General features: G+C 32.6%; 33 protein-coding genes and 2 tRNA genes. 29 read left to right on the forward strand and 6 right to left on the reverse strand.

Annotation, left to right across the window (positions count from 1 at the left end):
• The first annotated feature begins 81 nt into the window (after positions 1-81).
• On the forward strand, positions 82-3,051 hold the full coding sequence (locus M9897_06300) for a YfhO family protein (GenBank protein ID MCO5268487.1): 2,970 nt from the start codon (positions 82-84) through the stop codon (positions 3,049-3,051).
• A 65-nt stretch (positions 3,052-3,116) separates the two neighbouring features.
• The gene (locus M9897_06305; protein MCO5268488.1) at positions 3,117-3,614 is read left to right on the forward strand and encodes a hypothetical protein; all 498 of its coding nucleotides are present in this window, start codon (positions 3,117-3,119) and stop codon (positions 3,612-3,614) included.
• On the opposite strand, the gene M9897_06310 is transcribed toward M9897_06305, so the two are convergent.
• The gene (locus M9897_06310) at positions 3,604-4,521 is read right to left on the reverse strand and encodes a C40 family peptidase (protein ID MCO5268489.1); all 918 of its coding nucleotides are present in this window, start codon (positions 4,519-4,521) and stop codon (positions 3,604-3,606) included. The genes M9897_06305 and M9897_06310 overlap by 11 nt on opposite strands.
• Positions 4,522-4,692: 171 nt before the next feature.
• On the opposite strand from M9897_06310, the gene M9897_06315 reads away from it, so the two are divergent.
• The 4 genes from M9897_06315 to M9897_06330 all read left to right on the forward strand — a co-directional run bounded on the left by M9897_06315 (position 4,693) and on the right by M9897_06330 (position 8,866).
• Positions 4,693-6,276: a S41 family peptidase gene (locus M9897_06315; protein ID MCO5268490.1), complete on the forward strand. Its 1,584-nt coding sequence runs from the start codon at positions 4,693-4,695 to the stop codon at positions 6,274-6,276.
• A gap of 38 nt (positions 6,277-6,314) precedes the next feature.
• Positions 6,315-6,839, forward strand: a complete 525-nt coding sequence (locus M9897_06320; protein MCO5268491.1) for a DUF1573 domain-containing protein — start codon at positions 6,315-6,317, stop codon at positions 6,837-6,839.
• 86 nt (positions 6,840-6,925) lie between these two features.
• Entirely contained in the window at positions 6,926-7,699 is a 774-nt protein-coding gene (locus M9897_06325) for an enoyl-CoA hydratase-related protein (protein MCO5268492.1), read from the forward strand.
• A gap of 3 nt (positions 7,700-7,702) precedes the next feature.
• Entirely contained in the window at positions 7,703-8,866 is a 1,164-nt protein-coding gene (locus M9897_06330; GenBank protein MCO5268493.1) for a 3-hydroxyacyl-CoA dehydrogenase NAD-binding domain-containing protein, read from the forward strand.
• A 406-nt stretch (positions 8,867-9,272) separates the two neighbouring features.
• On the opposite strand, the gene M9897_06335 is transcribed toward M9897_06330, so the two are convergent.
• Positions 9,273-10,235 carry a hypothetical protein gene (locus tag M9897_06335; protein MCO5268494.1) on the reverse strand — a complete coding sequence of 321 codons (963 nt, stop codon included), beginning with the start codon at positions 10,233-10,235 and terminating at the stop codon, positions 9,273-9,275.
• Positions 10,232-10,540 carry a helix-turn-helix transcriptional regulator gene (locus M9897_06340; protein ID MCO5268495.1) on the reverse strand — a complete coding sequence of 103 codons (309 nt, stop codon included), beginning with the start codon at positions 10,538-10,540 and terminating at the stop codon, positions 10,232-10,234. The genes M9897_06335 and M9897_06340 overlap by 4 nt, the downstream gene beginning before the upstream one ends.
• 138 nt (positions 10,541-10,678) lie before the next feature.
• Between M9897_06340 and M9897_06345 the strand changes: the two genes are divergently transcribed.
• The 22 genes from M9897_06345 to M9897_06450 all read left to right on the forward strand — a co-directional run bounded on the left by M9897_06345 (position 10,679) and on the right by M9897_06450 (position 22,425).
• Positions 10,679-10,876 (forward strand): helix-turn-helix domain-containing protein, encoded by a 198-nt coding sequence (locus tag M9897_06345; GenBank protein ID MCO5268496.1) that lies wholly within the window; start codon positions 10,679-10,681, stop codon positions 10,874-10,876.
• A 9-nt stretch (positions 10,877-10,885) separates the two neighbouring features.
• On the forward strand, positions 10,886-11,194 hold the full coding sequence (locus tag M9897_06350) for a hypothetical protein (protein MCO5268497.1): 309 nt from the start codon (positions 10,886-10,888) through the stop codon (positions 11,192-11,194).
• Between the two features lie 5 nt (positions 11,195-11,199).
• Entirely contained in the window at positions 11,200-11,511 is a 312-nt protein-coding gene (locus M9897_06355; GenBank protein ID MCO5268498.1) for a hypothetical protein, read from the forward strand.
• 5 nt (positions 11,512-11,516) lie between these two features.
• The gene (locus M9897_06360) at positions 11,517-11,789 is read left to right on the forward strand and encodes a hypothetical protein (protein ID MCO5268499.1); all 273 of its coding nucleotides are present in this window, start codon (positions 11,517-11,519) and stop codon (positions 11,787-11,789) included.
• Between the two features lies 1 nt (position 11,790).
• Positions 11,791-11,952 (forward strand): DUF3820 family protein, encoded by a 162-nt coding sequence (locus tag M9897_06365; GenBank protein ID MCO5268500.1) that lies wholly within the window; start codon positions 11,791-11,793, stop codon positions 11,950-11,952.
• A 172-nt stretch (positions 11,953-12,124) separates the two neighbouring features.
• A complete protein-coding gene (locus tag M9897_06370; GenBank protein MCO5268501.1) occupies positions 12,125-12,841 on the forward strand; it encodes a DNA adenine methylase in 717 nt (238 codons plus the stop codon).
• A 202-nt stretch (positions 12,842-13,043) separates the two neighbouring features.
• The gene (locus M9897_06375; GenBank protein ID MCO5268502.1) at positions 13,044-13,277 is read left to right on the forward strand and encodes a hypothetical protein; all 234 of its coding nucleotides are present in this window, start codon (positions 13,044-13,046) and stop codon (positions 13,275-13,277) included.
• 43 nt (positions 13,278-13,320) lie between these two features.
• Positions 13,321-13,839: a phage antirepressor N-terminal domain-containing protein gene (locus tag M9897_06380; GenBank protein MCO5268503.1), complete on the forward strand. Its 519-nt coding sequence runs from the start codon at positions 13,321-13,323 to the stop codon at positions 13,837-13,839.
• A gap of 2 nt (positions 13,840-13,841) precedes the next feature.
• Entirely contained in the window at positions 13,842-14,363 is a 522-nt protein-coding gene (locus M9897_06385; GenBank protein MCO5268504.1) for a phage antirepressor N-terminal domain-containing protein, read from the forward strand.
• Between the two features lie 2 nt (positions 14,364-14,365).
• Positions 14,366-14,590 (forward strand): hypothetical protein, encoded by a 225-nt coding sequence (locus M9897_06390; GenBank protein MCO5268505.1) that lies wholly within the window; start codon positions 14,366-14,368, stop codon positions 14,588-14,590.
• A gap of 30 nt (positions 14,591-14,620) precedes the next feature.
• Positions 14,621-14,929, forward strand: a complete 309-nt coding sequence (locus M9897_06395; protein MCO5268506.1) for a DUF4160 domain-containing protein — start codon at positions 14,621-14,623, stop codon at positions 14,927-14,929.
• A complete protein-coding gene (locus M9897_06400) occupies positions 14,926-15,162 on the forward strand; it encodes a DUF2442 domain-containing protein (protein MCO5268507.1) in 237 nt (78 codons plus the stop codon). Before M9897_06395 ends, M9897_06400 begins: the two co-directional genes overlap by 4 nt.
• A gap of 197 nt (positions 15,163-15,359) precedes the next feature.
• Positions 15,360-15,635 (forward strand): hypothetical protein, encoded by a 276-nt coding sequence (locus M9897_06405; protein MCO5268508.1) that lies wholly within the window; start codon positions 15,360-15,362, stop codon positions 15,633-15,635.
• 70 nt (positions 15,636-15,705) lie between these two features.
• Positions 15,706-17,775 carry a DUF6371 domain-containing protein gene (locus tag M9897_06410; GenBank protein ID MCO5268509.1) on the forward strand — a complete coding sequence of 690 codons (2,070 nt, stop codon included), beginning with the start codon at positions 15,706-15,708 and terminating at the stop codon, positions 17,773-17,775.
• A 25-nt stretch (positions 17,776-17,800) separates the two neighbouring features.
• The gene (locus M9897_06415; protein MCO5268510.1) at positions 17,801-18,592 is read left to right on the forward strand and encodes a Fic family protein; all 792 of its coding nucleotides are present in this window, start codon (positions 17,801-17,803) and stop codon (positions 18,590-18,592) included.
• 28 nt (positions 18,593-18,620) lie between these two features.
• A complete protein-coding gene (locus M9897_06420) occupies positions 18,621-18,803 on the forward strand; it encodes a hypothetical protein (GenBank protein ID MCO5268511.1) in 183 nt (60 codons plus the stop codon).
• An 8-nt stretch (positions 18,804-18,811) separates the two neighbouring features.
• Positions 18,812-18,885: transfer RNA gene (locus M9897_06425), tRNA-Met, on the forward strand.
• Between the two features lie 265 nt (positions 18,886-19,150).
• Positions 19,151-19,432, forward strand: coding sequence for a Txe/YoeB family addiction module toxin (locus M9897_06430; protein MCO5268512.1), 282 nt, complete (start codon positions 19,151-19,153; stop codon positions 19,430-19,432).
• A gap of 754 nt (positions 19,433-20,186) precedes the next feature.
• Positions 20,187-20,597, forward strand: a complete 411-nt coding sequence (locus M9897_06435; protein ID MCO5268513.1) for a hypothetical protein — start codon at positions 20,187-20,189, stop codon at positions 20,595-20,597.
• Between the two features lie 395 nt (positions 20,598-20,992).
• Positions 20,993-21,781, forward strand: coding sequence for a hypothetical protein (locus M9897_06440; GenBank protein ID MCO5268514.1), 789 nt, complete (start codon positions 20,993-20,995; stop codon positions 21,779-21,781).
• Positions 21,782-21,961: 180 nt separating this feature from the next.
• Positions 21,962-22,162, forward strand: a complete 201-nt coding sequence (locus M9897_06445; GenBank protein MCO5268515.1) for a hypothetical protein — start codon at positions 21,962-21,964, stop codon at positions 22,160-22,162.
• Positions 22,159-22,425 carry a type II toxin-antitoxin system RelE/ParE family toxin gene (locus M9897_06450; protein ID MCO5268516.1) on the forward strand — a complete coding sequence of 89 codons (267 nt, stop codon included), beginning with the start codon at positions 22,159-22,161 and terminating at the stop codon, positions 22,423-22,425. The genes M9897_06445 and M9897_06450 overlap by 4 nt, the downstream gene beginning before the upstream one ends.
• Positions 22,426-22,433: 8 nt before the next feature.
• Here the strand turns inward: M9897_06450 and M9897_06455 are convergent, their stop codons facing one another.
• Positions 22,434-23,594 carry a site-specific integrase gene (locus M9897_06455; protein ID MCO5268517.1) on the reverse strand — a complete coding sequence of 387 codons (1,161 nt, stop codon included), beginning with the start codon at positions 23,592-23,594 and terminating at the stop codon, positions 22,434-22,436.
• Between the two features lie 169 nt (positions 23,595-23,763).
• Positions 23,764-23,837 (reverse strand) — tRNA-Arg (locus tag M9897_06460).
• A gap of 135 nt (positions 23,838-23,972) precedes the next feature.
• On the opposite strand from M9897_06460, the gene M9897_06465 reads away from it, so the two are divergent.
• Positions 23,973-25,400, forward strand: coding sequence for a PAS domain-containing protein (locus tag M9897_06465; protein ID MCO5268518.1), 1,428 nt, complete (start codon positions 23,973-23,975; stop codon positions 25,398-25,400).
• A 7-nt stretch (positions 25,401-25,407) separates the two neighbouring features.
• Here the strand turns inward: M9897_06465 and M9897_06470 are convergent, their stop codons facing one another.
• Positions 25,408-25,686, reverse strand: a complete 279-nt coding sequence (locus M9897_06470; protein ID MCO5268519.1) for an ATP-dependent Clp protease adaptor ClpS — start codon at positions 25,684-25,686, stop codon at positions 25,408-25,410.
• Positions 25,687-25,769: the final 83 nt, after the last annotated feature.

Here is a 25,769-nt window from a genome sequence, read left to right on the forward strand (position 1 = left end):
TTATAATTTCTATTCGACATCATTTTTTATATCAAATTTATCTATATTTAGCCTTTTATTTGAAGCACTAAACTTTCAACAATGAGTAAAATTAACTTTTCAAGCATTTTCAAGAAAAACTGGATACATATTTTAGCATTTGGTTTATTTATTCTTTCCACTGTATTGTATTTCAGACCTCAATTTTCAGGGTATGGATTGAAACAGCATGATATTGAACAATTTAAAGGTGCTTCCAATGAAATTAATTATTTTAGAGATACACAGGGGAAAGAACCTTTATGGACTAATTCCATGTTTGGAGGCATGCCCACTTACCAGATTTCAACTAAATATGATGGTAATTTACTTGTAAAAACGTATAAGGCTATGAAACTTTGGATGGATTCCCCCGCTGGAATGTTTTTCATGTTTCTTATTGGATTTTATATCATGCTGTTATGCATGAAAGTTGACCCTAAAGTTGCCATTTTAGGTGCTTTTGCTTTTGCCTTTTCTTCTTATTTTATTATTGTTTTACAAGCGGGACACAATACTAAAGCAGCTGCTATTGGGATGGCTCCGCCTGTCATAGGGGCTTTTTATATGGCATATCGTGGAAGTATTAAATGGGGACTCTTACTATCAGCTTTTTTTATGGGAATGGAAATAGCCACTAACCATATTCAAATTACCTATTATTTGGGCATTGTGTTGTTATTTTTCGGCTTGGAAGAGTTGATACGTCATATTGCAAATAAAGAAATTGTTAAATTCTTAAAAGTAACAGCAGGCTTATTTGTGGTTTATGTTTTTGCCCTAGCTATCAACTACGGAAATTTATCACTTACAGAAGGGTATTCAAAATATACTATCCGTGGAGGAAATGACATAACAATTGGAGTTGATGGATCTTCAAATCATCATAACACAACTAGTGGATTAGATAAAGATTATATCACTCAATGGAGCTATGGAATCAAAGAAAGTATGACGTTAGTTTCTCCAAATGTATTTGGAGGAGGAAGTGCTGCACTAAAAAATAGTCAATTTTCAGATTTATTAAAATCTTCTGAATTCAGAAAAGAGGCAAATTTAGTAGCTGATAACAATGTGTATTGGGGTGACCAGCCTTTTACATCTGGTCCTGTTTACCTTGGAATTATTGTGTTTTATTTAGCTGTTTTAGCCATGGTATATCTCAAGGGACGTTTGAAATGGTTCCTTATGATTGCTACTATCCTCATGTTAATGCTTTCTTGGGGTAAAAATTTCATGGGACTCACCGATTTCTTTATTGACCACGTTCCATTCTATAATAAATTTAGGGCAGTTACCATAATTTTAGCTATGGTAGAATTATTAGTGCCTTTATTAGGTGTATTGTTTTTAGATTATTTATTTAAAAACAAAGAGGAGATTAAAAAGAATCTACGCCCATTTTATATAACAACGGGAGCTTTAGTGGGCGTGTTTATTTTACTTACTGTTACAGGTCTTGGAAATGGTTATATGTCACAACCTGAAAATGATTTCTTATACACATATCCTGATCAAGTGCGTGCACAGATAGCAAAAGAAGATCCAGATATGTTGCTTAAAAATGGTATAGATGTCACAAATCCGAGAGATGTTCAACGAATTGTTGATCGACAGATGGAGCGTGTTAATGAACAGTTTGATGCCCTAGCTTCTGTGCGTAAATCTATCTATCAATCAAGTATGTTGCGATCTATATTTTTTATGCTTGCAGGAGGTCTCTTGGTTGTTCTATATGTAAAAACTGAAACTAAAAAAGAGTATATAATTGGAGGGTTAGCTTTCTTTATTGTAATAGATTTAGTGATGGTGGATCTTAACTATCTAAACAATGAAAAGAAAAACGGAAGATTTTATGACTATTGGGTAGAAAAGGAGAATGCAGAATTCCCATTAAATCCTACGCAAGCAGATAAACAAATCATGGATATGGAAATAGCGTCTAATCCGGATTTGAAAACACTTATTGATAAAGCGGCTGTGTCATCAAATAAAAATTCACGAAGAGATAGAGGAAATCAAGCGGAAATGTGGTCTCGCAAATTTCAAGCACTAAATCTAGCAACAAATTATAGGGTGTTTGAACCTGCTTTAGGTTTTAACAGTGCAAGAGCATCTTATTTCCATAAAGCGTTAAATGGTTATCATGGGGCGAAATTACGTCGTATTCAGAATTTGAAAGACTTTCAGATTGATTACAATAATATGAATGTAATTAATATGCTAAATGTGAAGTACATTATTCAGGGAGATCAAGCTATGCAAAATCCTGGCGCTTTGGGTGCTGTATGGTTGGTGAAAAATCTAATCGTACAACCAAATCCAGATAAAGAAATTTTGGCTTTAGGTAATTTATTTGTGATTGATAATAAGTCGGATCAAACCCTATGGATAAATGATGAAAAAATAAACTCTGATACAATATCAGGAAGAGAAAAGATATATCTGTTGGCAGGAAATACAGACACTTTGCATATAGATATACGCACAGTTACGCAATCTAGTATTAATTCGAGTTATGTAGAAGATGTAAATGGTGTTCAGAATTGGATTCCAACAGCTGAGCTGGCAAAAGATTCATTAGGTAGTTTCAAAACATTAATAACAGTAAATAAGGTTTATGACTTTACTCCAGCTGATGATGCAATTATAGGAGCAAAAGATGTAGAAGGTATTTCTTCACTAACATTTTCTGGTCAGGGTGAAATTGCTATGAAATCATATTTGCCTAATGAAATGAAATATGAAGTAAATCTGGATGAAAATCAATTCGCAGTATTTTCAGAAATTTATTATCCAGATGGTTGGAAAGTATATGCAAATGGGGAAGAATTGCCTATTCATCGCGTTGATTATTTGTTGCGCGGTGTGGAATTACCAAAAGGTAATTATGAATTAGAAATGCGTTTTGAAGTGCCAAAATATAAAACTTCAAATACTGTTGCATTAGCTGCATCTTCTATTTTACTTTTGTTAATGGCTGGTTTTTTTGTAAAAGATTTTCTACTTGGAAATAAAGAAGAAGAAAAATAATAATTGTATATTGCATTGTATTCTATTCATTCCATTTGAAACGATTCCTACAAATACTACTCATTTTGTTTCTGATAATCTTTATGATTATCGGTTTCTACGCATGGTATGATTCCCTTAGCATAATTTTATCTCTCAAATATTTAATTACCATTATTTCAGGTATTCTTACCATTATTGTATATGGTATCTTTTATAATAGACAATTGGAAAATACACGTATAAAAGTAATATTAGGTTTGGTTCTTATATTTCCATTTGTGATTGCTCTTTCAGGGCTGATTTATGCAGATATCATTATGGATTACTGGAGTTTTTTAGTAGGAGGAAGTATTTTTCAATTAGGAACAGGTGTCTTTTTATTGACTAAGGATGGTAGTAGGAGTAAATGGAGATATTTTACTTTGCTTAACTATGGGTTGATGGTCTTTTATGCTGTGTTGATTTGTTTGAAAGTGCCACAATTATATGAGCCGCTAGTTATTATTGTGTTCGGAAGTTATATATCGATGAGTTCGATATTGGTTTTGTTTATGAAAGAGAAACAGCACCTTAATTCGTGAGAATAGCTCCGAATCCTACAAGTCTTTTTTTCCAATAAGCTGAGTCATAAATATCCACAATAGAAATGCCTATGCTTGTACTTGAATGTATCATTTGAATACTATCATTTTCTGTGGCGTACACAATTCCCACATGTGAGATATTGGTAGAAGTTCCAAAGAAGATAAGATCGCCTGGACGTACATTTTTATCTTTTATCTTCTTTACATCTTTATACTGGTCTGACGCGCTTCTTCCAAGTGTTTGATGTACACTTTTATCAAATACATACCCAGTAAATCCACTACAATCAAATCCTTGAGGAGTGGTTCCTGCCCATTTATAAGGAACACCTATTAATTCTTTTGCAGTGGCTACTACTTTTTCACGTTGAGTGAGTTTACTTTTATCAATTTCTTTACTTGGTATTTCAGGTTCTTTATAAGATGGCTCTTTGAGTTGGTCTTCTTTCATTTTTTCCACTTGAGGTACATCTTTAAAAAGGGTATTAACAAGAAAATCTATGTCTTTGATATGCATGGAATTTCCCTTTCTATTTAATTCTTCCATCCAATGTTTTAAATCGTATTTTAAAGCACTTACTTCATACAAATGAGCTTCTAGTAATCGCTTCCCTTCTAGCGTTTGATATAATTCTTTAAAAGTTTGTGTGGCATCTTTAATTGTATTTTTATTGCGTTTTAACCATTTTTCATCTTGTGCCAATTGCAAACCAGATAAGGCTACATAGTAACGTGGTAGAAAGGAGTAATCAAATTCTGGATTTTGAAGTAATTTATTAGCACGTTTATATACCGTTTTGTATTGTGCTTGGTCATACCTCATTTCTAAATTATCAAATTCAGGAACTTGAGAGAAAGTCGAGAACGTAATAAAAATTAAAAATATACTAATAGAAAATCTCATATCATTTGCAAAGAAAAGTAAAACCTATTTATGTTTTTTAAACAAAAAATAAATGTCTAAACATTTAAATGTTTAAAAACAATTCTTGTAAAAAATAGTTAATATTGAATTAAATATGATGCCAAACCTTATTTTTGGTGTAGATTTTGATTAAAAACAGAAAAAAATCCCATGAATAAATTACTTTTTATCCTCATTACATTACTATCAATAAACAATTGTTTCTCACAAGATGACCCAGATTTAATTCGTATGTACGAGGTGTATTCCTATATTGATAGAATATATGTTGATAAAGTTCCAAAAAAAGAAATCTCTGAAGCTGCCATTGTAGCCATGTTAAAAGAGTTGGATCCACATTCTGCTTATATTCCCAAAGAAGAAGTAGAAGACGCCAATGAACGCATTAATGGAAGTTTTGTAGGAGTTGGAATTCGTTTTAATATTTTGCGTGACACCATTTTGGTGGTAAACCCTGTACCAGGCGGACCAGCTGATAAACTTGGTATTTTAGCAGGAGATAAAATAATTAAGGTGGAAGGTAATGATGTATCTGGAATAGGTATTAAAAATGCTGAAGTTCGTGAAAAACTTTTAGGGGATAAAGGAACAACTGTTAAGGTGCATATTCTTCGAGGAAAAGAAATAATTGAGTTTACTATAACACGCGATAACATTCCAATTAATTCCGTTGTAAGTTATTATATGGTAGATAAAACAATTGGATATATCAAATTAACTAGTTTTTCTCGAACTACTGATAAAGAGGTAGATGATGCTATAAAGAGTTTGAAAAAGCAGGGAATGAAAGATCTGATTTTTGATTTACAAGGAAATGGTGGTGGACTTTTATATGCTGCAAAAGCTGTTGCAGATGAATTTTTAGATGATAATAAACTCATTGTGTATTCTGAAGGAAGAGCTCAGCCAAGAAGTGATTTAATTGCTGACAAAAAGGGTGATTTTGAAAAAGGACGACTAGTTATTTTAATCGATGAAAGCTCAGCTTCTGCTAGTGAAATCTTATCTGGTGCCATCCAAGATTGGGACAGAGGTTTAATCGTTGGTCGCCGTTCTTTTGGGAAAGGATTAGTACAACGCCCATTAGCCTTATCTGATGGAAGTCAATTGCGTTTAACAATTGCTCGTTACTATACCCCGAGTGGACGATTTATTCAAAAGCCTTATGATGATATGGATGCCTATAAGCATGATTATATAAATCGCTATGAGCATGGTGAAATGATGCATCAGGACAGTATTAAATTTCCAGATTCATTGATTTATAAGACTTTGATTACCCATAGAGATGTTTATGGTGGGGGAGGAGTTATGCCAGATTTATTTATCCCTATGGATACATCTGAATATTCCACATATTATAAAGACTTAAGCCGATCAGGAACTTTTAATAGTTTTTCGTTAGAATATGCAAATAATCATCGTGCCGATATTTTGAATAAATATAAAACCTTAGATGAGTTTATAAGTAATTTTAAGACGGATGAGGCATTTATGAAAGAATTCTTTGAATATGCAGCACAAAAGGATGAAAAAATAGTTTTCTCTGAAAGTGATTATGAGATAAGTAAAGATGTAATGCAAATACGTTTAAAGGCTTCTATTGCTCAGAACTTATGGGATTATGAGGCTTTCTATCAAATTTTTAATGTAAAGAATGAAATCTTTATGGGTGCATATAATGCATTAAAGAATGGTACTTATGATAAAATGAATATTGTAAAACAGAAATAGAATCAAAAAAAATTATATTTGTTGTAAATAGTATTAATATGAAAAAAATAGGATTTATTATTTCAATTGCGCTAGTCACGTTTGCATGTAATAATGGAGGAGCAGTAGATTCGAATATTACCGTTAAAGATGGCCAAGTTAAATCAAAATTATCTTCAGGAAATACTTCTGCAGAAGAATTAAAAGCAGCAGCCAAAGAACGTCAGAAACAACGAGAAGTAGAAGAGAAAGAACGTTTGAGTAATTTAACAACTATGGAAGTATATCCAACTATTTATGATTTTGGTAATATAGCTAAAGAAACTCCGGTTACAACTACATTTAAGATTAAAAATACAGGCGATAAACCTTTAATTGTGAATGATGCACAAGCTTCTTGCGGTTGTACGGTTCCTAAAAAACCAACAGATCCAATCCTGCCAGGTGAAGAATCTGATTTGGAAGTTACTTTTACTTCGAACCCTAGTCAAGCAGGTACCGCCATTAACAAGACAATTACAGTAACAGCAAATATTCCTGGTTCTGTGCAAACAGTTACCATTAAGGGTCAGGTAGCTCCATAATAAATAAAATTATAAGAGAAGAGAAGGCAGGTAATTCCCTGCCTTTCTTATTTTTGTATAATGAAAGAAAATTTAAAACTGATAATATGGTATTACAATTTACAAAAGATAATGGAATAGCAACACTTAAATTTAACCGTCCAGATAAATACAATAGTTTCAATCAAGAATTAGCATTTGCTGTTCAAAAGGCTCTGGATGATTGTGAAAAAGATGAGCATGTTCGTGTTATTATTCTTACTGGTGAAGGAAAGGCATTCTGTGCTGGTCAGGATTTAGCAGAAGCAACAGATCCAAATGGACCACCACTCAAAAACATTGTAAAGGATCATTATAATCCTATCATTTTAAAAATTAGAAACATTGAAAAACCAATTATAGCTGCGGTGAATGGTGTTGCTGCCGGCGCTGGAGCTAATATCGCTTTAGCATGTGATATTGTTGTAGCAAAATATTCAGCAAGTTTTATTCAAGCTTTTTCTGCGATCGGTTTAATTCCTGATTCTGGAGGGACTTATTTCTTACCTAGGTTAGTAGGTATGCAAAAGGCTCTTTCCTTAATGTTAACTGGAGACAAGATTGGTGCTCAAGAAGCAGAAAGTATGAATATGATTTACAAAGCGGTAGAAGATGAAAAGTTTGATGAATTTATTCAACAGTTAGCAGGTAAAATGGCAGTTATGCCAACTAGAGGATATGGTTTGACTAAAAAAGCTGTAAATGCTGCTTTTGATAATACCTTGAGTCAACAGCTAGATTTGGAAGAAAAACTTCAAGCAGAAGCAGGTTCAACTGAAGATTTTAAAGAAGGAACAACCGCATTCTTAGAAAAAAGAAAACCTAATTTTAAAGGAAGATAAGCTATGAGTAAGATAAAAGTAGGAGTCTTAGGTGCCGGAACTATGGGCGCTGGTATTGCACAAGTTGCGGCACAAGCGGAACATGAAGTTGTTCTAGTAGATGTGAACGCTGACGCAGTGGAGAAGGCAAAATCTTCCTTGATTAAACTTTCTCAAAAACAAATTGAAAAAGGAAAATGGACTGAAGATTATAGCAATCAATTAATTTCCAGAATTCAGTATTCTACTAATATGCAGGATTTTGGCGGAGTAGGTATTGTCATAGAAGCTATAATTGAAAATGTAGAAGTGAAACATAAAGTCTTTTCTCAGTTAGAATCAATTGTTGGTGATGATTGTATATTAGCTTCCAACACATCTTCTATTCCAATTGCAGAAATAGGATCCGTATTGAAAAATCCAACTCGAATGATTGGGATTCACTTCTTTAACCCAGCTCCATTGATGCCTCTAGTTGAAATTATTCCTGCAGTTCAAACAAACGAAACTATAAAGAATACAGCTAAAGCATTGATAGATTCTTGGGGCAAAATAACTGTCTTAGCTAAAGATACGCCTGGATTTATAGTGAATCGTGTGGCACGTTCTTTTTATGGTGAAGCTTTACGTATTTATGAAGAAGGTATTGCTGATTTCGCTACAATAGATTGGGCTATGACTCATTTTGGTGGTTTTAGAATGGGGCCTTTCACATTAATGGATTATATTGGAAATGATGTAAACTATGCTGTAACCGAATCAGTTTATCATGCTTTTTATAATGAACCTCGTTTTAAGCCTTCTTTTACTCAAAAACGTCACGCTCAAGCTGGTTATTTAGGTAGAAAATCGGGTAGGGGTTACTATGATTATAGCGAAGGAGTAGAAATGCCACAACCCAATCAAGATCAACAATTGGGAAAAGAAATTTTTAACCGAATATTAGTTATGCTTATCAATGAAGCGGCTGACACTTTATTCTGGGGAATAGCTTCTAAAGAAGATATCGACCTGGCAATGATGAAAGGGGTGAATTATCCAAAAGGTTTATTACAGTGGGGAGATGAAATTGGACTTGATCATGTACTTCAGCGTTTGGAAAACTTATTTGAAGAATATGGTGAAGATAGATATAGACCAAGTCCAATGCTAAAGAGAATGGTTAAGGAAGGTAAGAAATTCTTTTAGGGAGTAGACTTTTTAATTTTATTTTTCTGAAAGCAGAGCAGGATTATTTCATGAACCTTTCTCGCTCCGAATTCCGAATGCAAGCCCATTTCTTCGTTTCTCAGAAATTGGGATTTTTCATACCCAATTTGCTTGAAAGTTAGGCAGGATTATTTCATGAACCTTTCTCGCTCCGAATTCCGAATACAAGCCCATTTCTTCGTTCCTCAGAAATTGGGCTTTTTTTGTATCTAATTTGCTTGAAAGCGGGGCTTTCAGACAAATTGGGTATGAAAAAGCCCATTGAATTAAAAATTCAATGGGCTTGCATTCTTCGTGACCTCGGCAGGATTCAAACTTTCTCACACAAATTCCTATCATTCAGTTTATTACGGTTTGAGTGGTAACACAAGTAACACAAATCGGGTTAATCTTTAGTTAATTTATATATAGAATCAGGCAATTTTGGAAAGACTTTATTCGACGTTTTCAAATCTTCTTTAAAAATTTGAACTAACTGTTTCATTAGTTGTATATCCTGAACGTCTTTCATGTTAGCTTCATTCAATTTTTCTATAATTTTTTCATACGTTTCATCTATGTAAACACTCACCCCTTCAACAGTATGATACCACCGGTACATAATTTTAAAAATGTGAAGCCCTATTTTTGTGGATTTATTGATTTTCTTATTATTTATTAAAGATTCTTGAACTAGTGAATAACCAATATCAATTGTAGATTTAGCAATGTTTAGTAGTTCTTTTGATGAATCTTTAATAGGATTAAAAACAGAGATTATGTTAAGTATATTTTCTGAAACATCCGATTTGATTATATCTTCACGAGAAAGACCATCTATTATATCTAAAATAGTATTGTAGCTGTTAATCGTCCTAAAGTCGCTCAACAAACTAATATCTTCTAATCTTTCAGTAACCGATAGATTAGTATTATTCGCTATTTTTTGTATATCATTTACCCTTCTTTCTTCAATCAATTCTATTATGATGTCATCTTTCATTTCCTGAAGATTATCTTCTCTATTTAATAAATCTTCTTTCTGTTTTTCTATTTCTAATTTTAAAGATTGCATTTCGTTTTTTACTTCATTGTAAAAAGATTGGTTTTTCTCCTCTTGCTGATTACTTTGATACAATGGGAAAATAATTCCCATAACTATACCTAGAATCCCAAAAAGGGTTGTGAAAATTGCCCATGATCCGGAATAAAAAGAATCTGTAGCTTGAAGAACTTTATCATTAGCAATAAATTTTACTAAAAACTTTCTTTGTTCTACGATCCCGCCTAATTGAAAGGATACAAATAGAAGAAATAATATACATACAATCAAAAGCCAAAATCTCCAAGAACAAAAAGGTATCTTCATTTCTCCCCAGTTACCATTTTCAACAAATAATCTCTTTTATCCGGACTAACTTCAAATGTCACCGAAATACGTTCAGAGCTATCAATACTATCTTTATCTACATATACTTTTGGATAAGTAAATAAATCAATTACATTAACTCGCAAACATTCTGCGATTTTAGAAAGTTCATCGACTTTTAGTTTCCTACTTCCATTCTCAATTTTACTTATTGTCGAGATATCTACACCTAATACATCAGCTATAAGCTCCTGATTAACATTCCTTAGCTTACGTATTTCAATTATATTTTTAACTACATCCATATTCTCAAATTTAAATCATTGATTATTAATTATATGTGCGTTTTTATCTAAATTATATGCGAAAAAAGAAATATTAATTTGCGATAATCGAAAAATTGTTTACATTTGTCCATACGTAACCAATTAAAATTTTACGCAATGGGAAAAAAAGGCAAACAAGAAGAGAAAGAATACCTAAGCACCAAGGAGGCGCGTGCCTTATTTGGTATCTCACGGCAAACATTAGACCGAAGAGCAAAAGATGGGATAATAAACAAGTATAAGTTTAGTGAAGGTGGTAAGAGTGTTTTTTGGAAAAAGTCAGAGTTAAGAGAGTTATTTATTAGAACATTATAAAACTAGATTATGAAGAACGAAACAAAAGAATTTATTCTAGCGTGCTGTGAAGCTATCGCAAAAGAATTTGAGAAATATCAAGCAAAAAAAACGAGAAATTTCAAGGAAGGTGACATCGTTTTTTCAACAGCCTATGGAAAAGGGAAGGTGAAAGATATCACAAAAGGAACCTACCCTATTTGGGTTGTATTCGATGATAGTGATGAAGTATTTACTTATACCCAAGATGGAAAAAACTTTTCTTATGAAAAATTTCCTATACTCTTCCATTACGACACTTACAAGGAGGATATTAAAAAAGAATTTAATATAAACTAAGGATTATGAAGAACGAAACAAAAGAATTTTTTACAGCGTACTGTGAACTAATCGCAAAAGAATATAAGAAATATCTAGCAAAAAAAGAACCTAGAAAATTCAAGAAAGGTGATATCGTTTTTTCAACAGTTCACGGGAAAGGGAAGGTGGAAAGAATTACATCATATAATCACCCTATTTGGGTTGTATTCGATGATAAAGATAGAGCACGTTCTTATACCCAAGATGGAAAATATTGTTCTAATATGAAATACCCATCACTCTTCCATTACGACACATACAAGGAGGATATTAAGCGAGTTTATGATATAAAATAGCACCCATGTACAAATACAAAATCCACTATTACCTGCAACAGCTCTCGCATGAGGATTATCAAATCTCGTGGAAGTTCTTTCCGGAAGCTTTGAAGATATCTCCTGGTACATGGAAGAGTTGGATCTATATAAAAGAAGGGGATGGGAGAAACATCCCTTCTGATAAGTTACCTGTCATTGCCTCTTTCTTTCAGATATCAGTAGAGGAACTCTTTTCTAAGAAAAAGAAGTGTTTGCAGACGGATTTTAATTTCTTTAAAAAGAAGAAACATGTTTAAAATGCCAACGAATTACAAGCAAATCAAGATGCCATTTGGAAAATACAAAGGGCGTTTTGTGTGGGAAATTGCTGATACAAGCTATTTCCGCTGGCTGTATCGAAAAGCGAAGCTTACAGGAGAATTACTGGAAGCGGTAAAGTTTAAAATTGGGGTGGTATGAGAAAAAGCAATAAAAACAGATATTACTGCCACCAACGACAGACCTCTGGGCGGGTGAACAGTAGAAAAAGAATCTTATTTGTGCATTGGGAAAATACACATAAGGTCGATAAAGACAAATATGCACAACGATTAAAGGAGGTGTATAAGTATAACATTCAATTAACGATAGTATGAAATTAGACATAAATAACTACCCTGGATCAAAAAGAGCTAGCGGACTTTATCAATTTATAATTAATCATATTCCAGAGAGAAAATTCATTATTGAACTCTTTGCAGGTGGCGGAGTCATTACTGAAAAGCTGGTTAAAAATGACTGTACTGCAGAACGTTTTTACTGCTATGAAAAATCGGTTCAAGTATTTAACCAGCTTCGGGAGAAATTTGAGTATAATTACAATGTATCATTAAATAATGTAGATGCAATTCAGCATTATTTTAAAGTTCTTAACGAATATCCAAAAGATTATTCTAATTCGTTTTTCTACATTGATCATCCTTATTTAATGACAACACGACGAAGATCTAACGTAGATATTTATGAATGCGAATTTTCTGCCAAGGAACACGTAGCCCTTTTTGACTTAATTAAAAAACTAAACGATGTTGGTGCTAAGATTATGGTTTCTCACTATCCAAATGACTTCTATGATGAACACCTGGTAACGAAGATGAATTTTAACACAGCAGAAACGCAATCCATGACAAGAGGAGGAGTTGCAACTGAAAAAATCTATTTCAATTATGACATTTCAAAATTAAAATTAGCCACAACTGCATTCGTTGGCCATGGTAGACAAGAAAGGCAACGAATTAAAAGAAAAAAAGTACGCTGGAGGAAAGCATTAGAAAAAAATGCCATTGCACGAAAGACAGGCTATTATTAACGAAATCAATAAAATATGACAGTCTCCCACTCCTTCAAAGAAGTAAACGATCAGATTAAACTGGAGTATCTTATAAAGTACGAAACTCGGTTTAATACCCGGTTAACACCTAGCGATCAAACTTGCAAAGAATATTGGGATATAAAGTTGAAAGGCTTTATTACCCTGGAAGAAATTATTAACAAAATAGATAAAAAACAATATGATAACACTCATTTGCACCTTTCAACCCGGGAAAGCTCCCGAGTATCAGTACATCAAAAAAAGTGCTGATAGTAAAGTCCTTACTCATGTAAGCATTGACAGAATAACCTTTAACCATGAGAAGAAACTCCTGGATGAAGATTTTACTACCACAAAAACGCAATTCTCCAAACAATACGAAGAAAGCGATAAAATTCGCTTTGAGTATAGATATGAAGATATGGCTTATTGATTAGTAACTTATAAAAAAAAATTAACCACAAATTATTTTAATTATGACACACACAAAATTTTTACAATTCAATGGCAGAACCATTTGGTTTACCAACAAAGATGGCGAAAACTGGATTGCCATAAAACCCATTTGCGAGGCATTGGGAGTTAATTATGTAGGTCAATATAAGAAATTGACAGAAGACAAATTTTACACCGACGCGTTGTATAAAACTACAATGCGTGACAGCAAAAACAGGAAGCAAGAAATGGTTTGTATCTCTGAAAAATCCGTTTATGGATGGATAGCTTCTATCAATTCTCCTAATGAAGAATTTTGGCAATACAAACGTACCTGTTACGATATTCTATACCAACACTTCAAAGGCGTAATAACAGGACGGCGTGAACTTTTGGAAGAAAAGATAACCATTCGAGATGAAATGCAACTCTTAAAAGAAGAATTACAGGATAATGAGAAGTATCAACGTCTTGTTTCCTTAGAAAAGGAGGATAAAGAAGCCAATAAGAGATTGAAAAACTTGGATAAGGAATTAATCCAACAACCAAAATTATTTTAATTATGACACACACAAAGTTTTTACAATTCAACGGGAAAAACATCGTTTTCCTAAGTGTAAACGGCACGTATTGGGTAGCCATAAAACCAATTTGCGAAGCGTTAAATATCGATTATATTCGTCAATTTAAGAACCTAAAAGAACATCAAAAATTGTCTCAACTATTGTCTGAACAGACAATGGTTGCCACCGATAAAAAGATGCGAAAAATGATTTGTTTACCAGAAAAATACATCTACGGATGGATATTTTCTTTAAATTCCGATAGTGAAGAATTATGGGAATATAAACTAACCTGCTACGATATCCTCTACAACCATTTCCACGGTATTATCACCAACCGCAAGGAACTTCTCCTAAACAAAATGGATGTTGACACGAAAATCCATAACATAAAGGAAGAACTCAAAGAGTCCGAAGGAAAATATCTGGAGCTTCAGGAACTGGAAATACAACGCAAGGCTATTAATAAGGATTTAAAGGCAATAGACGTGGAATTAATTGAACAACCAAAATTATTTTAACTATGAAAGAGAAAAAAAGTTTTTTTATGGTGTTTTTAGAAGGAGAAAGAACTCCAGCATATAAACATCCTAATTTAGCAAGTGCAGAATTGGAAGCACAAAGATTAGCGAAGATTCACATGAAGAAAGCGTATGTACTTTGTTCGATTAAATCTTTTGAATTACAAATGTTTAAAACAGAAGATTGTCGCCCAGATAGTTATGACATAGACGGGCTTCCTTTTTAAATTAATCCAACAACCCAAATTATTTTAATTATGCCAAGACTATACGAATATGTAGGAATATACATCTTATTCCATAGTGCAGAACACCGACCTGTACACGTTCACGCAAAGTACAATGATTGTGAAGTGAAAGTATCGTTCTATACCAAAGACGGTAAGATTGTAAGAACAACCTACACTAAAATTAAAGGAATGAAAGACTTTCCTCCTTCAAAATTAAAGCAACTCAAAAATTTAATAAATATGGAAAAATACAATATCTTAGCCACATGGAATGATTTCTTCATTCTGAATAAAAAGGTAAAAACAAGAGTAATAACCAAAAACGACTTGAAATGAAAATCGTAGAAGTAAAATACATCAAGGATTACATTTTGGAGTGCCATTTCGAAGATGGTAAGGTTGTTACTGCCAATTTCTCTGATTTTCTACATAACGCTAAAAACCCAATGACAACACAGTTCTTAGATAAAGAACGATTTGCCAAGGTACAGTTGTTTTATGGAGATTTAACTTGGGAAGATGGACAAATGGACATTTCTTGTAGATCCATTAGAAAAGGAGATTTCTAAAATTTCTTAAACTTTTTATTCACTTTTTAATTTTTAATTGTATGTTTGTCGTGCAAGAACGATTGAACGAAAATTCAATCAATATTTTTTTACGATATGCCGCCCTCCCCTGTGGTGGCTCACCCGAAAGGAAGCCAGTCCGATTTTCAATCGTTCTTGCAACCCTTAGGAGGAGCGGCGCATACAATTTTTTGACTATGCAAGAAGAAAAATTAAATGCAGAACAGGTTGCGATACGCGATCTACTGTACCATGTGTGGGAAATGATTCCTGCAAACCTAGACGAACGCGAAACCATGCGTGATCATCTCAAGGAAATCTATTTAAACTTTATGCACGATGAAGGCAGCGACCTCCGAGAAGAAAAACCTGAGTTTATCAGCCTTTATTTTTACTTCGACCAGTTTTTAAAGCTGTGTAAGAATGTAGATGGCAAAGAGTTTCACCAATTCCTAAAAGAGAAAGGAATTTAGTTATTAATCAGCTTCCAATTTACCCCGAGCAGATCTGCTCGGGGTTAAAAGGGGCATTATCGTAAAAATTATGAAGTTTGAATTTGAAAAATCCCCGGCAAAGAAAGGTGAATGCCCGAGTTGCCGACATAAAGATACGTTTCGTTTTTACGAAGATCTGCCACGTCAATATGGTAAATGCGACCGTGAAAACAATTGTGGTTATTTTAACAATCCACATGAAGAATCTTATGAAGTACAAGCAGAACTTGCCAATATTGAAATTAAAAAGCCAAAAACAAAAGAACCTAAACAAATCTTTCTAAAAGCGGACCAGGTAAAAGACACAATTAATAACCAAACAAGTGATTTTCATCTGTATTTATATGGTCACGCCCTGGTTGATTTAACCCATTTAACAAAATGGAATGTGGGTACAGATAAATTTGGGAATACGTGCTTTATTATTTCAGATAAGAAGAATATTTACAACGTAAAAACCATTAAATATGCAGACAACTGTAAACGTGATAAAGCCAAGTATCCATTTTACCTAAAAGCACCAAAAGGAAAGAAATACAGTCGTTGTTTGTACGGAGCTCATTTATTGGATAATGACAAAAAGAAAACGGTTTGTTTAGTGGAAAGCGAAAAAACAGCCGTATTAGCAGCTGCACAATATCCTACTTTTGATTGGTTGGCCACAGGAGGTTCTAATGGCTTAACAGGAGAAACAATATCTGTGTTGTATGGCCGAAAGATTTATTACTTATGCGATGCCGATAAAGCAGGTAGGAATAATTCAACTATCGACAAACTAAAAGCCTATAAACAAAATTTTAAAGTCGTTGATTTATTTCCAAACCGAACAGACGGCTACGACTTAGCAGATTATATTTTAAATGATTTCCTGTTTGACAAAAAACAACTACCTGAAATCAAAGAACCGGAAGAGCAGATAAAAACACCAACCACTCCAGGAAGTATTTGGGAAATGGTCGAAGACTTTATAACAGAACGTTATGAGATTCATGCCAACGAAGTTTCCAATAAAGTAGAGATACGACCTAAAGATGAACCCGAAGCAAAGTTTGAAGAGTTAAATGAAAATGATGTTTACCGTGAACTAGCTATTAATCATATTAATTTCTCATTAGGTAAACTCAAAGCAATGCTTGGAAGTACGTTTGTACCTAAATTCAATCCAATTATAGACTATTTTGAAAATTTAAAGCCTTATGATCCCAAAACGGAACCTGATTATATCATGCAGCTTCAAGAATATCTACCAGTTCCAGAAGATGACCGAGAATTTTTAAAAGTACAATTCAAAAAGATGTTTGTCAGAAGCGTAGCGTGCAGTGCTTATGGTCAAATAAACAAGCAAGCATTTATCCTGGTGCATGATGGTCAAAATAGTGGTAAATCAACCTTTTGCCGTTGGCTTTGTCCTCCTATTTTAGAAAGTTACATTACAGAAAATCCCAATTTAGATAAAGACGGGTTAATTTCCATGTGTACTAATTTCATAGTTAATCTGGACGAAGTTGGAAAAACGTTCAACAAAGCAGAAATCAACCAATTAAAATCTGTTCTTTCTAAAGATGTATTCAAAGGCCGTTTACCGTATGCAGCTCGAGAGACAAGATTAATTAGACGTGCCAATTTCGTAGGAAGCACAAATGAAAGTCAGTTTTTAAATGATGAAACAGGATCAGTGCGTTGGTTATGTTTTGAATTAACAGAAAAAATAAATTTTGACTATAAAAAGGATATTGATATTAACCGTGTTTGGGCACAGGCTTACTATTTATATCACAATCAATTCAAATACGATATTACCATTACAGAAATAGCCGAAAACGAACGTAGAAACAAGAAATTTACTGTACGTTCAGTAGAACAGGAACTCATTCAACGTTTCTTTTTCCCTCCAAACATGAATAATTATAGAGATAATACATTCGCAGAACAGGATATATATTTCAAAACAGCAACAGATGTTAAGCTAATCTTATCACAAAAAGCACCGATGGAACGAACTCATGAATCCAGAATAGGAAAAGCACTTCATGCCCTGGGCTTCAAAATCGTAAGCAAACGATCAGAAGGATACGACTACCCTCGATGGGGATATTATATTGTAGAAAAAGGAAGTTAATTCGTAAATTTGATATATTTGAAGTATGAAGAAAATAATATTAAATAGTGATTTACTAAATGATTATAAGAAGCATCAAAGATATTCTTTGTCGAAACACTTCAATAAATTAAGAAAAACTGAAACAGATACTTATTTGTTCGCTTTTACACGTAGTTCTATTTTCTCTACAATGATTGAGGGCAGTAGCATTGATTTAGATAATTATTTATTTAATAAAGAAACGAATCATCAAAGCAAAGAAATGGATCAAGTAGATGATTTAATTAAAGCTTATGAATTTGCGAAGACTCATGCTTTTAATTTCGAAAATGTATTGAAAGCACACACGATTCTAAGCGCTAATTCAGATATATCCGAAAGGTATAAAGGAAAAATAAGAGACAAGGAAGTAAGTATAAGAAACTGGATGGGGGTTTCTATATATCAAGGATGTTTAGTAAAGAATTTAAAGCAAGAATTAGATATTTTCTTTGATGAGATCAATAAAATAAAGAAACGAAAAGACTTAACTTATAATGAAAAATTCTTTTATGCTTCCATGGCTCATTTAGCGTTTGTAAATATTCATCCATTTGCAGACGGAAATGGCAGAACCTCTCGTTTAATAGAAAAGTGGGTTTTAAGTGGATTAATTCAAGATAAGAATGTATGGAGAATACCCAGTGAAGTGAATTATTGGATTAAACGGGAAGAATATTATAAAAACTTACGAAAACAAGGCGGTTCTTATGATGAAATTAATTACAAGAAATCAATTGATTTTTTATTAATGCTTCCCGCATCATTTAGTCTTTCCAAACGATTTTATAAATAGAAATATTAATAATAACATGTTACAGAAAATGAGTTATATAGAAAAGGTAAAAAAACTATTTGGAGGCCAACTTCCGAAGAGTTTTAAAATTCACATGAAGCATGGAGAATTTAAACCTTCTGAAAAAGAAGATGCCGCAGAATCATTTTTTAAAGTATTAATGACCGATAAAGACGATAAGAAAAAAGCTAAAGAACTAGGCTTAATTTAAAGATACATTGCGGATTGGAGAAGTGGTCTATCTCGCTTGGCTCATAACCAAGAGAACATTGGTTCAAATCCAATATCCGCTACAAGAAACGTCCTAAGCAATTAGGGCGTTTTTTTTGCCAAACCTCAATAACAACTTTTCTCAACAAAATACGTTATCTTTGTATAAAGACTGGAAATTATGATTATAAAAATTGATTTACGGAGTAATGCAGCTAAAACATTTGCTGAATACGTAAAAACGCTATCTTTTGTAAAGGTAATGGATGAATCAATAACGCCTTACGAAAAGAAGATATTAGAATCTTATAAAAAAGACAAGCGTTCAAGCATAAAAACAGCTAATATATGGGACAGTATAAAATAGAATATACTTCCACAGCATTAGATGATTTATCTAAACATAAGAAGGTTGGAAATAAAACAACCATGAATAAAATTCAAAGATTTATTGAAGAATTAAAAGTTCATCCAGAGACAGGAACTGGCAAAGTAGAGCAACTAACAGGGAATTTAACAGGATTCTGGTCTCGCAGAATTAACAGCAAAGATAGACTTGTGTATAAAATAGAAAAGCACATAGTAACTGTTGTTATCATTTCTGCAATTGGTCATTATGGAGATAAATAAAAAGATAAAAATTATAAAGAAAACGTCCTAAGAAATTAGGGCGTTTTTTTGTACCTAAAAATCTCAATAAAAGCATTTTTTTATCAATTTTATAAAAAGTTTATTCAAAAATAACCTACTACCTTACTACAAACTAATCTATAACCCTTATTGTATCTAGTGTGAGTAACGTAGTAAGTAGATTTTTTTTTACTTACTACAAGTTACTACTCATACTCTATAAGGGTTACAGAACGACAAAAAAATGGTTTGTAGTGAGTAGCTAGTGTAGTAGTTCGAAAAACCGAGAGAAATATTTTTAAAACGATATATCATTTGATTGCTTTTCTTTCACTAATCTCCATTTCATCTTTTGCTATTCATTGCTACTATTCTGCTATCAGTTGCGGATTCCGATACTACTAGTTGCGGATTCCGATACGAGTAGTATCTATTCTCGCTCCCAAATTCAAAAACGCTTGTTTCTCATATTAACCAGTTTGATATTTGTGCCTGCTAGCAGAATAGCAGTGTTTTTGGTTTCAGCTGTAAGCAACCCGATAGCACCCTGATATCAACCTGCTATTGACTTGCTAACGGATTGTATTACAGTGCTATCAATTGAATACAGTGTTTTTTGTTAAAAAGACGGTAAATAGCAGTGCTAGCAGATGAAATAGAACCATAGAAGGGCTGTGCTAAGTGCAGATAACACAGCTAAGAGGATAGACGAAAGCAGGGAGATGCACCGAACTGTTTTCATTTTTGAAGTAAGATGAAAAACGAGCAAGAAAAGAGAATACAATACCTTAAAGAGTTAAAGAAATCTTTAGCAGTTTGGATTGAGGATAATAATTGGGAGAATAAAAAATTCTATTCACTCCCTATAGGTAAGATAGTAGAGTTTTCTAAGTCTGGAATGAAACATACTTTAAGAAGAAATTACAAGAAATATCCAGATATTGAAATGAGAATCATTAAAGATATAATAAAAATATTACCTAATTCTTATTACATAGGACCAGATGTAAATACTAAGAAAGAAACTTCAAAACATGTGAAAGGAGTTCATAATTTCTATGATATAGTTGTCTTTGAAAAAGAAATGTACGAAGTATGGTTTAAGGTAAAAGAAACAGCTGATAAAACGTATTTCTATGATCATGGAATTATAAGGAAGATATAAAAGATAAAAAGAGAGCTCTCTAATACCTGACCAAAAGGCTAACGGTAGATTTAGTTCAATAGTCTAATCCGCTTTTCAGTATTAAAAATCTCTCTACGGAACACTGCAAATATACAAATAACAAACCAAAAAATAAAATAAATATGTATCAAATACCAACATCCAATCAAGTAAGTTTTTGGGTATCAGATTATGAGAAGTCTGTAATCAACGAATACTTAACATCCTTAGAAAAGGATCTTTTTAGTGTCAATGTATAATTCAAAAAAGAAAGGGAGCTAGAAAACTCCCTTTATATAAATAGTTGCCTTTATGATTGAATCCTAACGCAGAACGTCCTAAACGTTACTATTTAAAACAAATATACAAATAACAAACCAAAAAATAAAATAAATATGTATCAAATACCAACATCCAATCAAGTAAGTTTTCGGGTATCAGATTATGAGAAGTCTGTAATCAACGAATACTTAACATCCTTAGAAAAGGATCACAACGTAGAAGCTTCTAATTTTAGAGATGTACTTCTAAAAATAGTTGAAATTCATAAAGCCCAGGAAGATGAGTTAAAAGCTCTCACAGATGAAGTTTCTTCTTTATCGCAAGCTCTTGCAGCCGAAAAAGAAAACAAACCTGCACCAGAAACTATTGAAGTTGAAAAATCTATCGAAGTTTTACCTAATGATCTATCTGAAAAATTTGCAGAAATCAGACAAGTAGAGTTTGAAGGTGAAGAAATTTCTGAACTAGAAATTCTTGAATCTATTTTGGAGGCCAATCATTCAGCTAATGAGGCCAATAAACTCTTAACACTTCAAATTGAAAAATTAAATTCTAAAGCTCCAGATCCAGTTGAACCAAAAATAGCACCACTGCAGGAGAATCAGATCTTGGTTGAATTACACCCACGCCAAAAAGAAGTCCTTCAATTTATAGCTGGATGGAGATTTGAGCATAATAAAGATGCTACGCAATTATCACTTGCAGGCGTACTCAAAGGTCTTGCCTTCCAACCGGCACCATTAACCAATTATTTGGGAGAATTTGCAACTGGTGTAACCACGAAAGATTTAAGAAAAAAAGATAAAAGGCAATCAGATAGAACTCCAAATTTAAAATCTTTATTAACTCTCAAAATCCATAAACATGGCAACAAAGAAAACAAAAAAGCGAAGCACCCCTAAGGTAGGCGTGAAAGCAAATGGAACTTTAAAGAAAGGCTATAAATACGCAAAAGGCGGTCGTGTAGTAAAAGCTAAAAAGAAGTAATTCCCAAAAGACTTAAAAGAGACGTTGCAGTCTCTTTTTTTTATGGACAACTTTTTTCAACAAAATACGTTATCTTTGTATAAAGATTAAGAATTATGGGAGCAATTATTATAGAGACAAAAAGTGCAGAAGAATTAAAGTTTGTTCGAGAAATGCTTAAAAGGACAAGAATAAAGAACAAAGAATTAAGTAAGGAGGATTACGAAGATTTTTTATTGGGGTTGAATATGTCTATTGAGAAGACAGGAAAAAAAGTCTCAAGGACTGCCATTATGAAAAAACTATCTTCAAAATGAATGTGACATTTGATAAAAGTTTTGATAAAAGTCTTGACAAACTTAAAAACCAACAAATAAAAAGCCGAATTTCAAAAATTATTGAAAAATGTGAGACTGCTAATAAACTCACTGATATTCCTAACTTAAAAAAGATGACTTCCTTCACTTCTTATTATAGAATAAAAATCGGAGATTATCGTGTAGGAATAGAATTTGACGGAACAACTATTGACTTTGTTATAGTTGCTCATCGAAAAGATATTTATAAAGTCTTTCCATAATCAAATCATTACCATTCAATCTTCTTTGCAGCTTCGCTTAAATCTCTTTCATCAATTTTCAAATAACGTCGTGTCATTTCTATTTTTGAATGTCCTGCAATCATCTGTGTTTTTGCAATATCCAAACCGTAATCATTGATAAGTAAAGTTATACAGGTTTTTCTAGCCAAGTGAGATGTTAACACGGTCTTTATTTCAGCAAATCTTTGCAGCTCTTTTAATTGCCGATTGTAATACTCGTTGGAAATCTTAAAAAACATCCCTGGTCCATCCAGATACTTTTTAATAATAGCATCCGCTTTACCATTCCAAAAGTCAGTAATAATCCAAGAGATTCTTTTATTGTTTACATTCTTTGTTTTTTGGGGAATGTAATGTAATCTAATCTTATTATTCTCTAACAGATCAAAATTATCTTGTGTTAAAGTAGATACATCTCCGTATCTTAAACTAGTATAACATTGAAATAAAAACATGTCCCGGGTAAGAATAAGCTCCGGACGTAAAGTCATATCTAACTCCTCAAGATCCGTAAGTTCTTTCAGCGTTAAACTCGTTTTTTCGGGTTCAATCTCTCTAATTTTAAAACCTTTCAGAAAAGGATCCTGGCCAGGAGTGATGATATCATCTAAAGTTGCAGCTCGCATAACCTTTCTGATTTTGGTAAACAAGGAATGACGTCCATTATTAGCAAGTCCTTTTTGTTTTGTTAGATATAAATTAAAGCTTTGCAGGAATGCTATATCCACTTCCTCAATAGGGAAATCTATTGGCCTAAACTTTTTTAGATATTTTAAGGTCCTGGTATAAATCCGTTTTGTTCCAACCGATAAATTTTCATTATGAATAAACATTACCTCGTTTTCAAAATATTCATAAAAGAAACGTTTCTTCTTTTCGGCCTTAAAGTATCCATAAGGATAATATTCAGAAATATATTGTCGCTCGAGTTCATTCTTGAAATTGATTAAACGATAATTTAATTCTGGAGCTTGTGGATGATTATTTTTAATCCGGGATTTATTTTCATCCCAATATTTAGGCTCTAAATAAATTCCAGTAGATTTTATAAATCTTAAATTTCTTGAAACATACACTTCTACCTCAATAACTGCCATTTTTTGGGTATTGAGTTTTTTCTTTCTGTTGAATAAAATTTTAATCTTCATTTTGGTAACACATTTTGTAATGTGAGTAACACATTAGTAACACAAATTACGTAACCAATTGTATCCAAATGTAGCCAAACCAAAAAACAAACCTAACCAAACTCTTTTCAGAGTGTACTTTTGAACGCTTATGGACAAGATTGGATAATCTTGGACATAAGCGTTATAGTGACCTCGGCAGGATTCAAACCTGCAACCTTCAGAGCCGTAATCTGATGCACTATTCAGTTATGCTACGAGGCCTTAATTTCTTATCCGTTTGATAAGCGAGTGCAAATGTACGCTTTTATTCAAAAAAAACAAGTACATGATGAAAAATATAAACACTTTTCCTATTTTTAGACTTTTCTTTTACAAATTATTTATTTTTAATATTGTATGGGGCAGATTGACCATGAGAAGATTGTGAGATTATTACCAACTTATGTTGTAATAATGGATTGTAATGAGGAGATTGTTTATATTAATAAAACTGCCGATTATATAAGACGGGAAGATATTGTTGGACTGAAGTTTAAAGATTTTGTAAAAGAAGAAGGATATGAATACTATTCTAATTTAATTCAAGATTTTTTTAAATCAGGAAAACCAATTCATTTAGATATAGAATATAATATCGAATGGGAAAATAGACAGTTTAGGGCTTATTTCACTCCTTTTGAAATTGTTGATGGGAAAGTCACTAAGGCTCTGGTGTTAAATGTTGACAATAGAAGTTTTATTCAGACACAAGAACTAGCAGAAATCAATGAGTTTAAGTTTAAGACGATAGTAGATAATATTCCTGATGATGTTTTACAAGTTGATGAAAATTACGTAATTCAATTTCACAACAAAGTAAGAACTTTAGGAGAACCTCGTAGACTAAAATTAATAGGAAGAAATTTGTTGGATTTTGTTCCTGATGAAAAGTATAAGGAATTTTTAAAGAAGAATTTTGAAAAAGCAGCAGCTACGGGTAAACCTCAAGAATATGAAGTGATGGGGTATGATGAGGTGAATAAAGACCGTTGGTATAGAGCTACTTGTAACGCTATTATAAAAGAAGATAAAGTATTGGGGTATATTCTTCATACGTTTGATATTACAACTCAAAAATTAGAACATTTAAAAACAAAAGAATTCAATGAATTTCTTGAAAAAATGGTGGAAGAGAGGAGTTCTGAATTAAAAAAAGCGAACGAAGAAATCAAACTGTTACTCAAAGAAACCCACCATAGAGTTAAGAACAATCTACAAATTATTAATAGCCTTTTAAACCTTCAAAGTAGAGTTTCTAATAAAGAAGCTAAAGATGCGATTGAATTATCTCAAAACCGTATCCAGTCAATGGCTTTAATTCATGAAATGTTATATAAAACAGATAATCTATCTTCTATAAAAATTAAAGATTATCTAGAAACTCTTACTCGTATGCATGTGATGAATTTTAGTATTGGAAAGGAAATTCAATATAAAATCAATACTTCATCATCTATTCAGAAAGTAGATATGGATTTTTTAATCCCCATTGGTCTTCTGATTAATGAATTGATATCCAACTCTTTAAAATATGCTTTTAAGGATGCAAAATCACCGATTATCGAAATCTCATTAGAAGCACAAGATATATCTAAAAATCAGATTTATAATGCCTTACTGACTTATAAAGATAATGGATCAGGTTTCTTAGTCAATGAAAATGATGATGAAGATAATGGCCTTGGGACTATGCTAATAGAAAGTTTTGTAGACCAATTAGATGGGGTATATCAAATTCTCCCTTCAGAGAAAGGAGTTTATTATGAATTCAAATTTAATTTATAGGAAAATCTTAAAAGACTTCAGCAGAAATACCTCTATCTAATAATGAAGTACACATTTTAGCTAATTCTCTATATTCACCAGCTTTAACATCACACTTTCCATTGTAGTGAATAATCATAGCGCACTGCTCAGCCTGGATTGGATCGTGTTCACAAACCTTAATCAAAGATTCAATGACATGATCAAATGTGTTTACATCATCATTAAATACAATTAGATTGTGCTCAGCAACTTCTTCTAAAAGAACATCTTCTTCGTAAAGTGTTTCAGTATCTGTATTAAACATAGATTCTTTATTTAACCATTACAAAATTACAGCAATTTCTTGTAACCGCCAAATTAAATTGAAAGTGGAGAGTTGAAAGTTAG

This window comes from Brumimicrobium sp., assembly GCA_023957385.1.
GTDB lineage: Bacteria > Bacteroidota > Bacteroidia > Flavobacteriales_D > Crocinitomicaceae > Brumimicrobium.

Bases quoted from the DNA above. Each gene is read 5' to 3' on its own strand.
- M9897_06300 (MCO5268487.1), top strand. From the start codon at position 82: ATGAGTAAAATTAACTTTTCAAGCATTTTCAAGAAAAACTGGATACAT.
- M9897_06310 (MCO5268489.1), bottom strand. From the start codon at position 4,521: ATGAGATTTTCTATTAGTATATTTTTAATTTTTATTACGTTCTCGACT.
- M9897_06315 (MCO5268490.1), top strand. From the start codon at position 4,693: ATGAATAAATTACTTTTTATCCTCATTACATTACTATCAATAAACAAT.
- M9897_06320 (MCO5268491.1), top strand. From the start codon at position 6,315: ATGAAAAAAATAGGATTTATTATTTCAATTGCGCTAGTCACGTTTGCA.
- M9897_06325 (MCO5268492.1), top strand. From the start codon at position 6,926: ATGGTATTACAATTTACAAAAGATAATGGAATAGCAACACTTAAATTT.
- M9897_06330 (MCO5268493.1), top strand. From the start codon at position 7,703: ATGAGTAAGATAAAAGTAGGAGTCTTAGGTGCCGGAACTATGGGCGCT.
- M9897_06335 (MCO5268494.1), bottom strand. From the start codon at position 10,235: ATGAAGATACCTTTTTGTTCTTGGAGATTTTGGCTTTTGATTGTATGT.
- M9897_06340 (MCO5268495.1), bottom strand. From the start codon at position 10,540: ATGGATGTAGTTAAAAATATAATTGAAATACGTAAGCTAAGGAATGTT.
- M9897_06345 (MCO5268496.1), top strand. From the start codon at position 10,679: ATGGGAAAAAAAGGCAAACAAGAAGAGAAAGAATACCTAAGCACCAAG.
- M9897_06350 (MCO5268497.1), top strand. From the start codon at position 10,886: ATGAAGAACGAAACAAAAGAATTTATTCTAGCGTGCTGTGAAGCTATC.
- M9897_06355 (MCO5268498.1), top strand. From the start codon at position 11,200: ATGAAGAACGAAACAAAAGAATTTTTTACAGCGTACTGTGAACTAATC.
- M9897_06360 (MCO5268499.1), top strand. From the start codon at position 11,517: ATGTACAAATACAAAATCCACTATTACCTGCAACAGCTCTCGCATGAG.
- M9897_06365 (MCO5268500.1), top strand. From the start codon at position 11,791: ATGCCAACGAATTACAAGCAAATCAAGATGCCATTTGGAAAATACAAA.
- M9897_06370 (MCO5268501.1), top strand. From the start codon at position 12,125: ATGAAATTAGACATAAATAACTACCCTGGATCAAAAAGAGCTAGCGGA.
- M9897_06375 (MCO5268502.1), top strand. From the start codon at position 13,044: ATGATAACACTCATTTGCACCTTTCAACCCGGGAAAGCTCCCGAGTAT.
- M9897_06380 (MCO5268503.1), top strand. From the start codon at position 13,321: ATGACACACACAAAATTTTTACAATTCAATGGCAGAACCATTTGGTTT.
- M9897_06385 (MCO5268504.1), top strand. From the start codon at position 13,842: ATGACACACACAAAGTTTTTACAATTCAACGGGAAAAACATCGTTTTC.
- M9897_06390 (MCO5268505.1), top strand. From the start codon at position 14,366: ATGAAAGAGAAAAAAAGTTTTTTTATGGTGTTTTTAGAAGGAGAAAGA.
- M9897_06395 (MCO5268506.1), top strand. From the start codon at position 14,621: ATGCCAAGACTATACGAATATGTAGGAATATACATCTTATTCCATAGT.
- M9897_06400 (MCO5268507.1), top strand. From the start codon at position 14,926: ATGAAAATCGTAGAAGTAAAATACATCAAGGATTACATTTTGGAGTGC.
- M9897_06405 (MCO5268508.1), top strand. From the start codon at position 15,360: ATGCAAGAAGAAAAATTAAATGCAGAACAGGTTGCGATACGCGATCTA.
- M9897_06410 (MCO5268509.1), top strand. From the start codon at position 15,706: ATGAAGTTTGAATTTGAAAAATCCCCGGCAAAGAAAGGTGAATGCCCG.
- M9897_06415 (MCO5268510.1), top strand. From the start codon at position 17,801: ATGAAGAAAATAATATTAAATAGTGATTTACTAAATGATTATAAGAAG.
- M9897_06420 (MCO5268511.1), top strand. From the start codon at position 18,621: ATGAGTTATATAGAAAAGGTAAAAAAACTATTTGGAGGCCAACTTCCG.
- M9897_06430 (MCO5268512.1), top strand. From the start codon at position 19,151: ATGGGACAGTATAAAATAGAATATACTTCCACAGCATTAGATGATTTA.
- M9897_06435 (MCO5268513.1), top strand. From the start codon at position 20,187: ATGAAAAACGAGCAAGAAAAGAGAATACAATACCTTAAAGAGTTAAAG.
- M9897_06440 (MCO5268514.1), top strand. From the start codon at position 20,993: ATGTATCAAATACCAACATCCAATCAAGTAAGTTTTCGGGTATCAGAT.
- M9897_06445 (MCO5268515.1), top strand. From the start codon at position 21,962: ATGGGAGCAATTATTATAGAGACAAAAAGTGCAGAAGAATTAAAGTTT.
- M9897_06450 (MCO5268516.1), top strand. From the start codon at position 22,159: ATGAATGTGACATTTGATAAAAGTTTTGATAAAAGTCTTGACAAACTT.
- M9897_06455 (MCO5268517.1), bottom strand. From the start codon at position 23,594: ATGAAGATTAAAATTTTATTCAACAGAAAGAAAAAACTCAATACCCAA.
- M9897_06465 (MCO5268518.1), top strand. From the start codon at position 23,973: ATGGGGCAGATTGACCATGAGAAGATTGTGAGATTATTACCAACTTAT.
- M9897_06470 (MCO5268519.1), bottom strand. From the start codon at position 25,686: ATGTTTAATACAGATACTGAAACACTTTACGAAGAAGATGTTCTTTTA.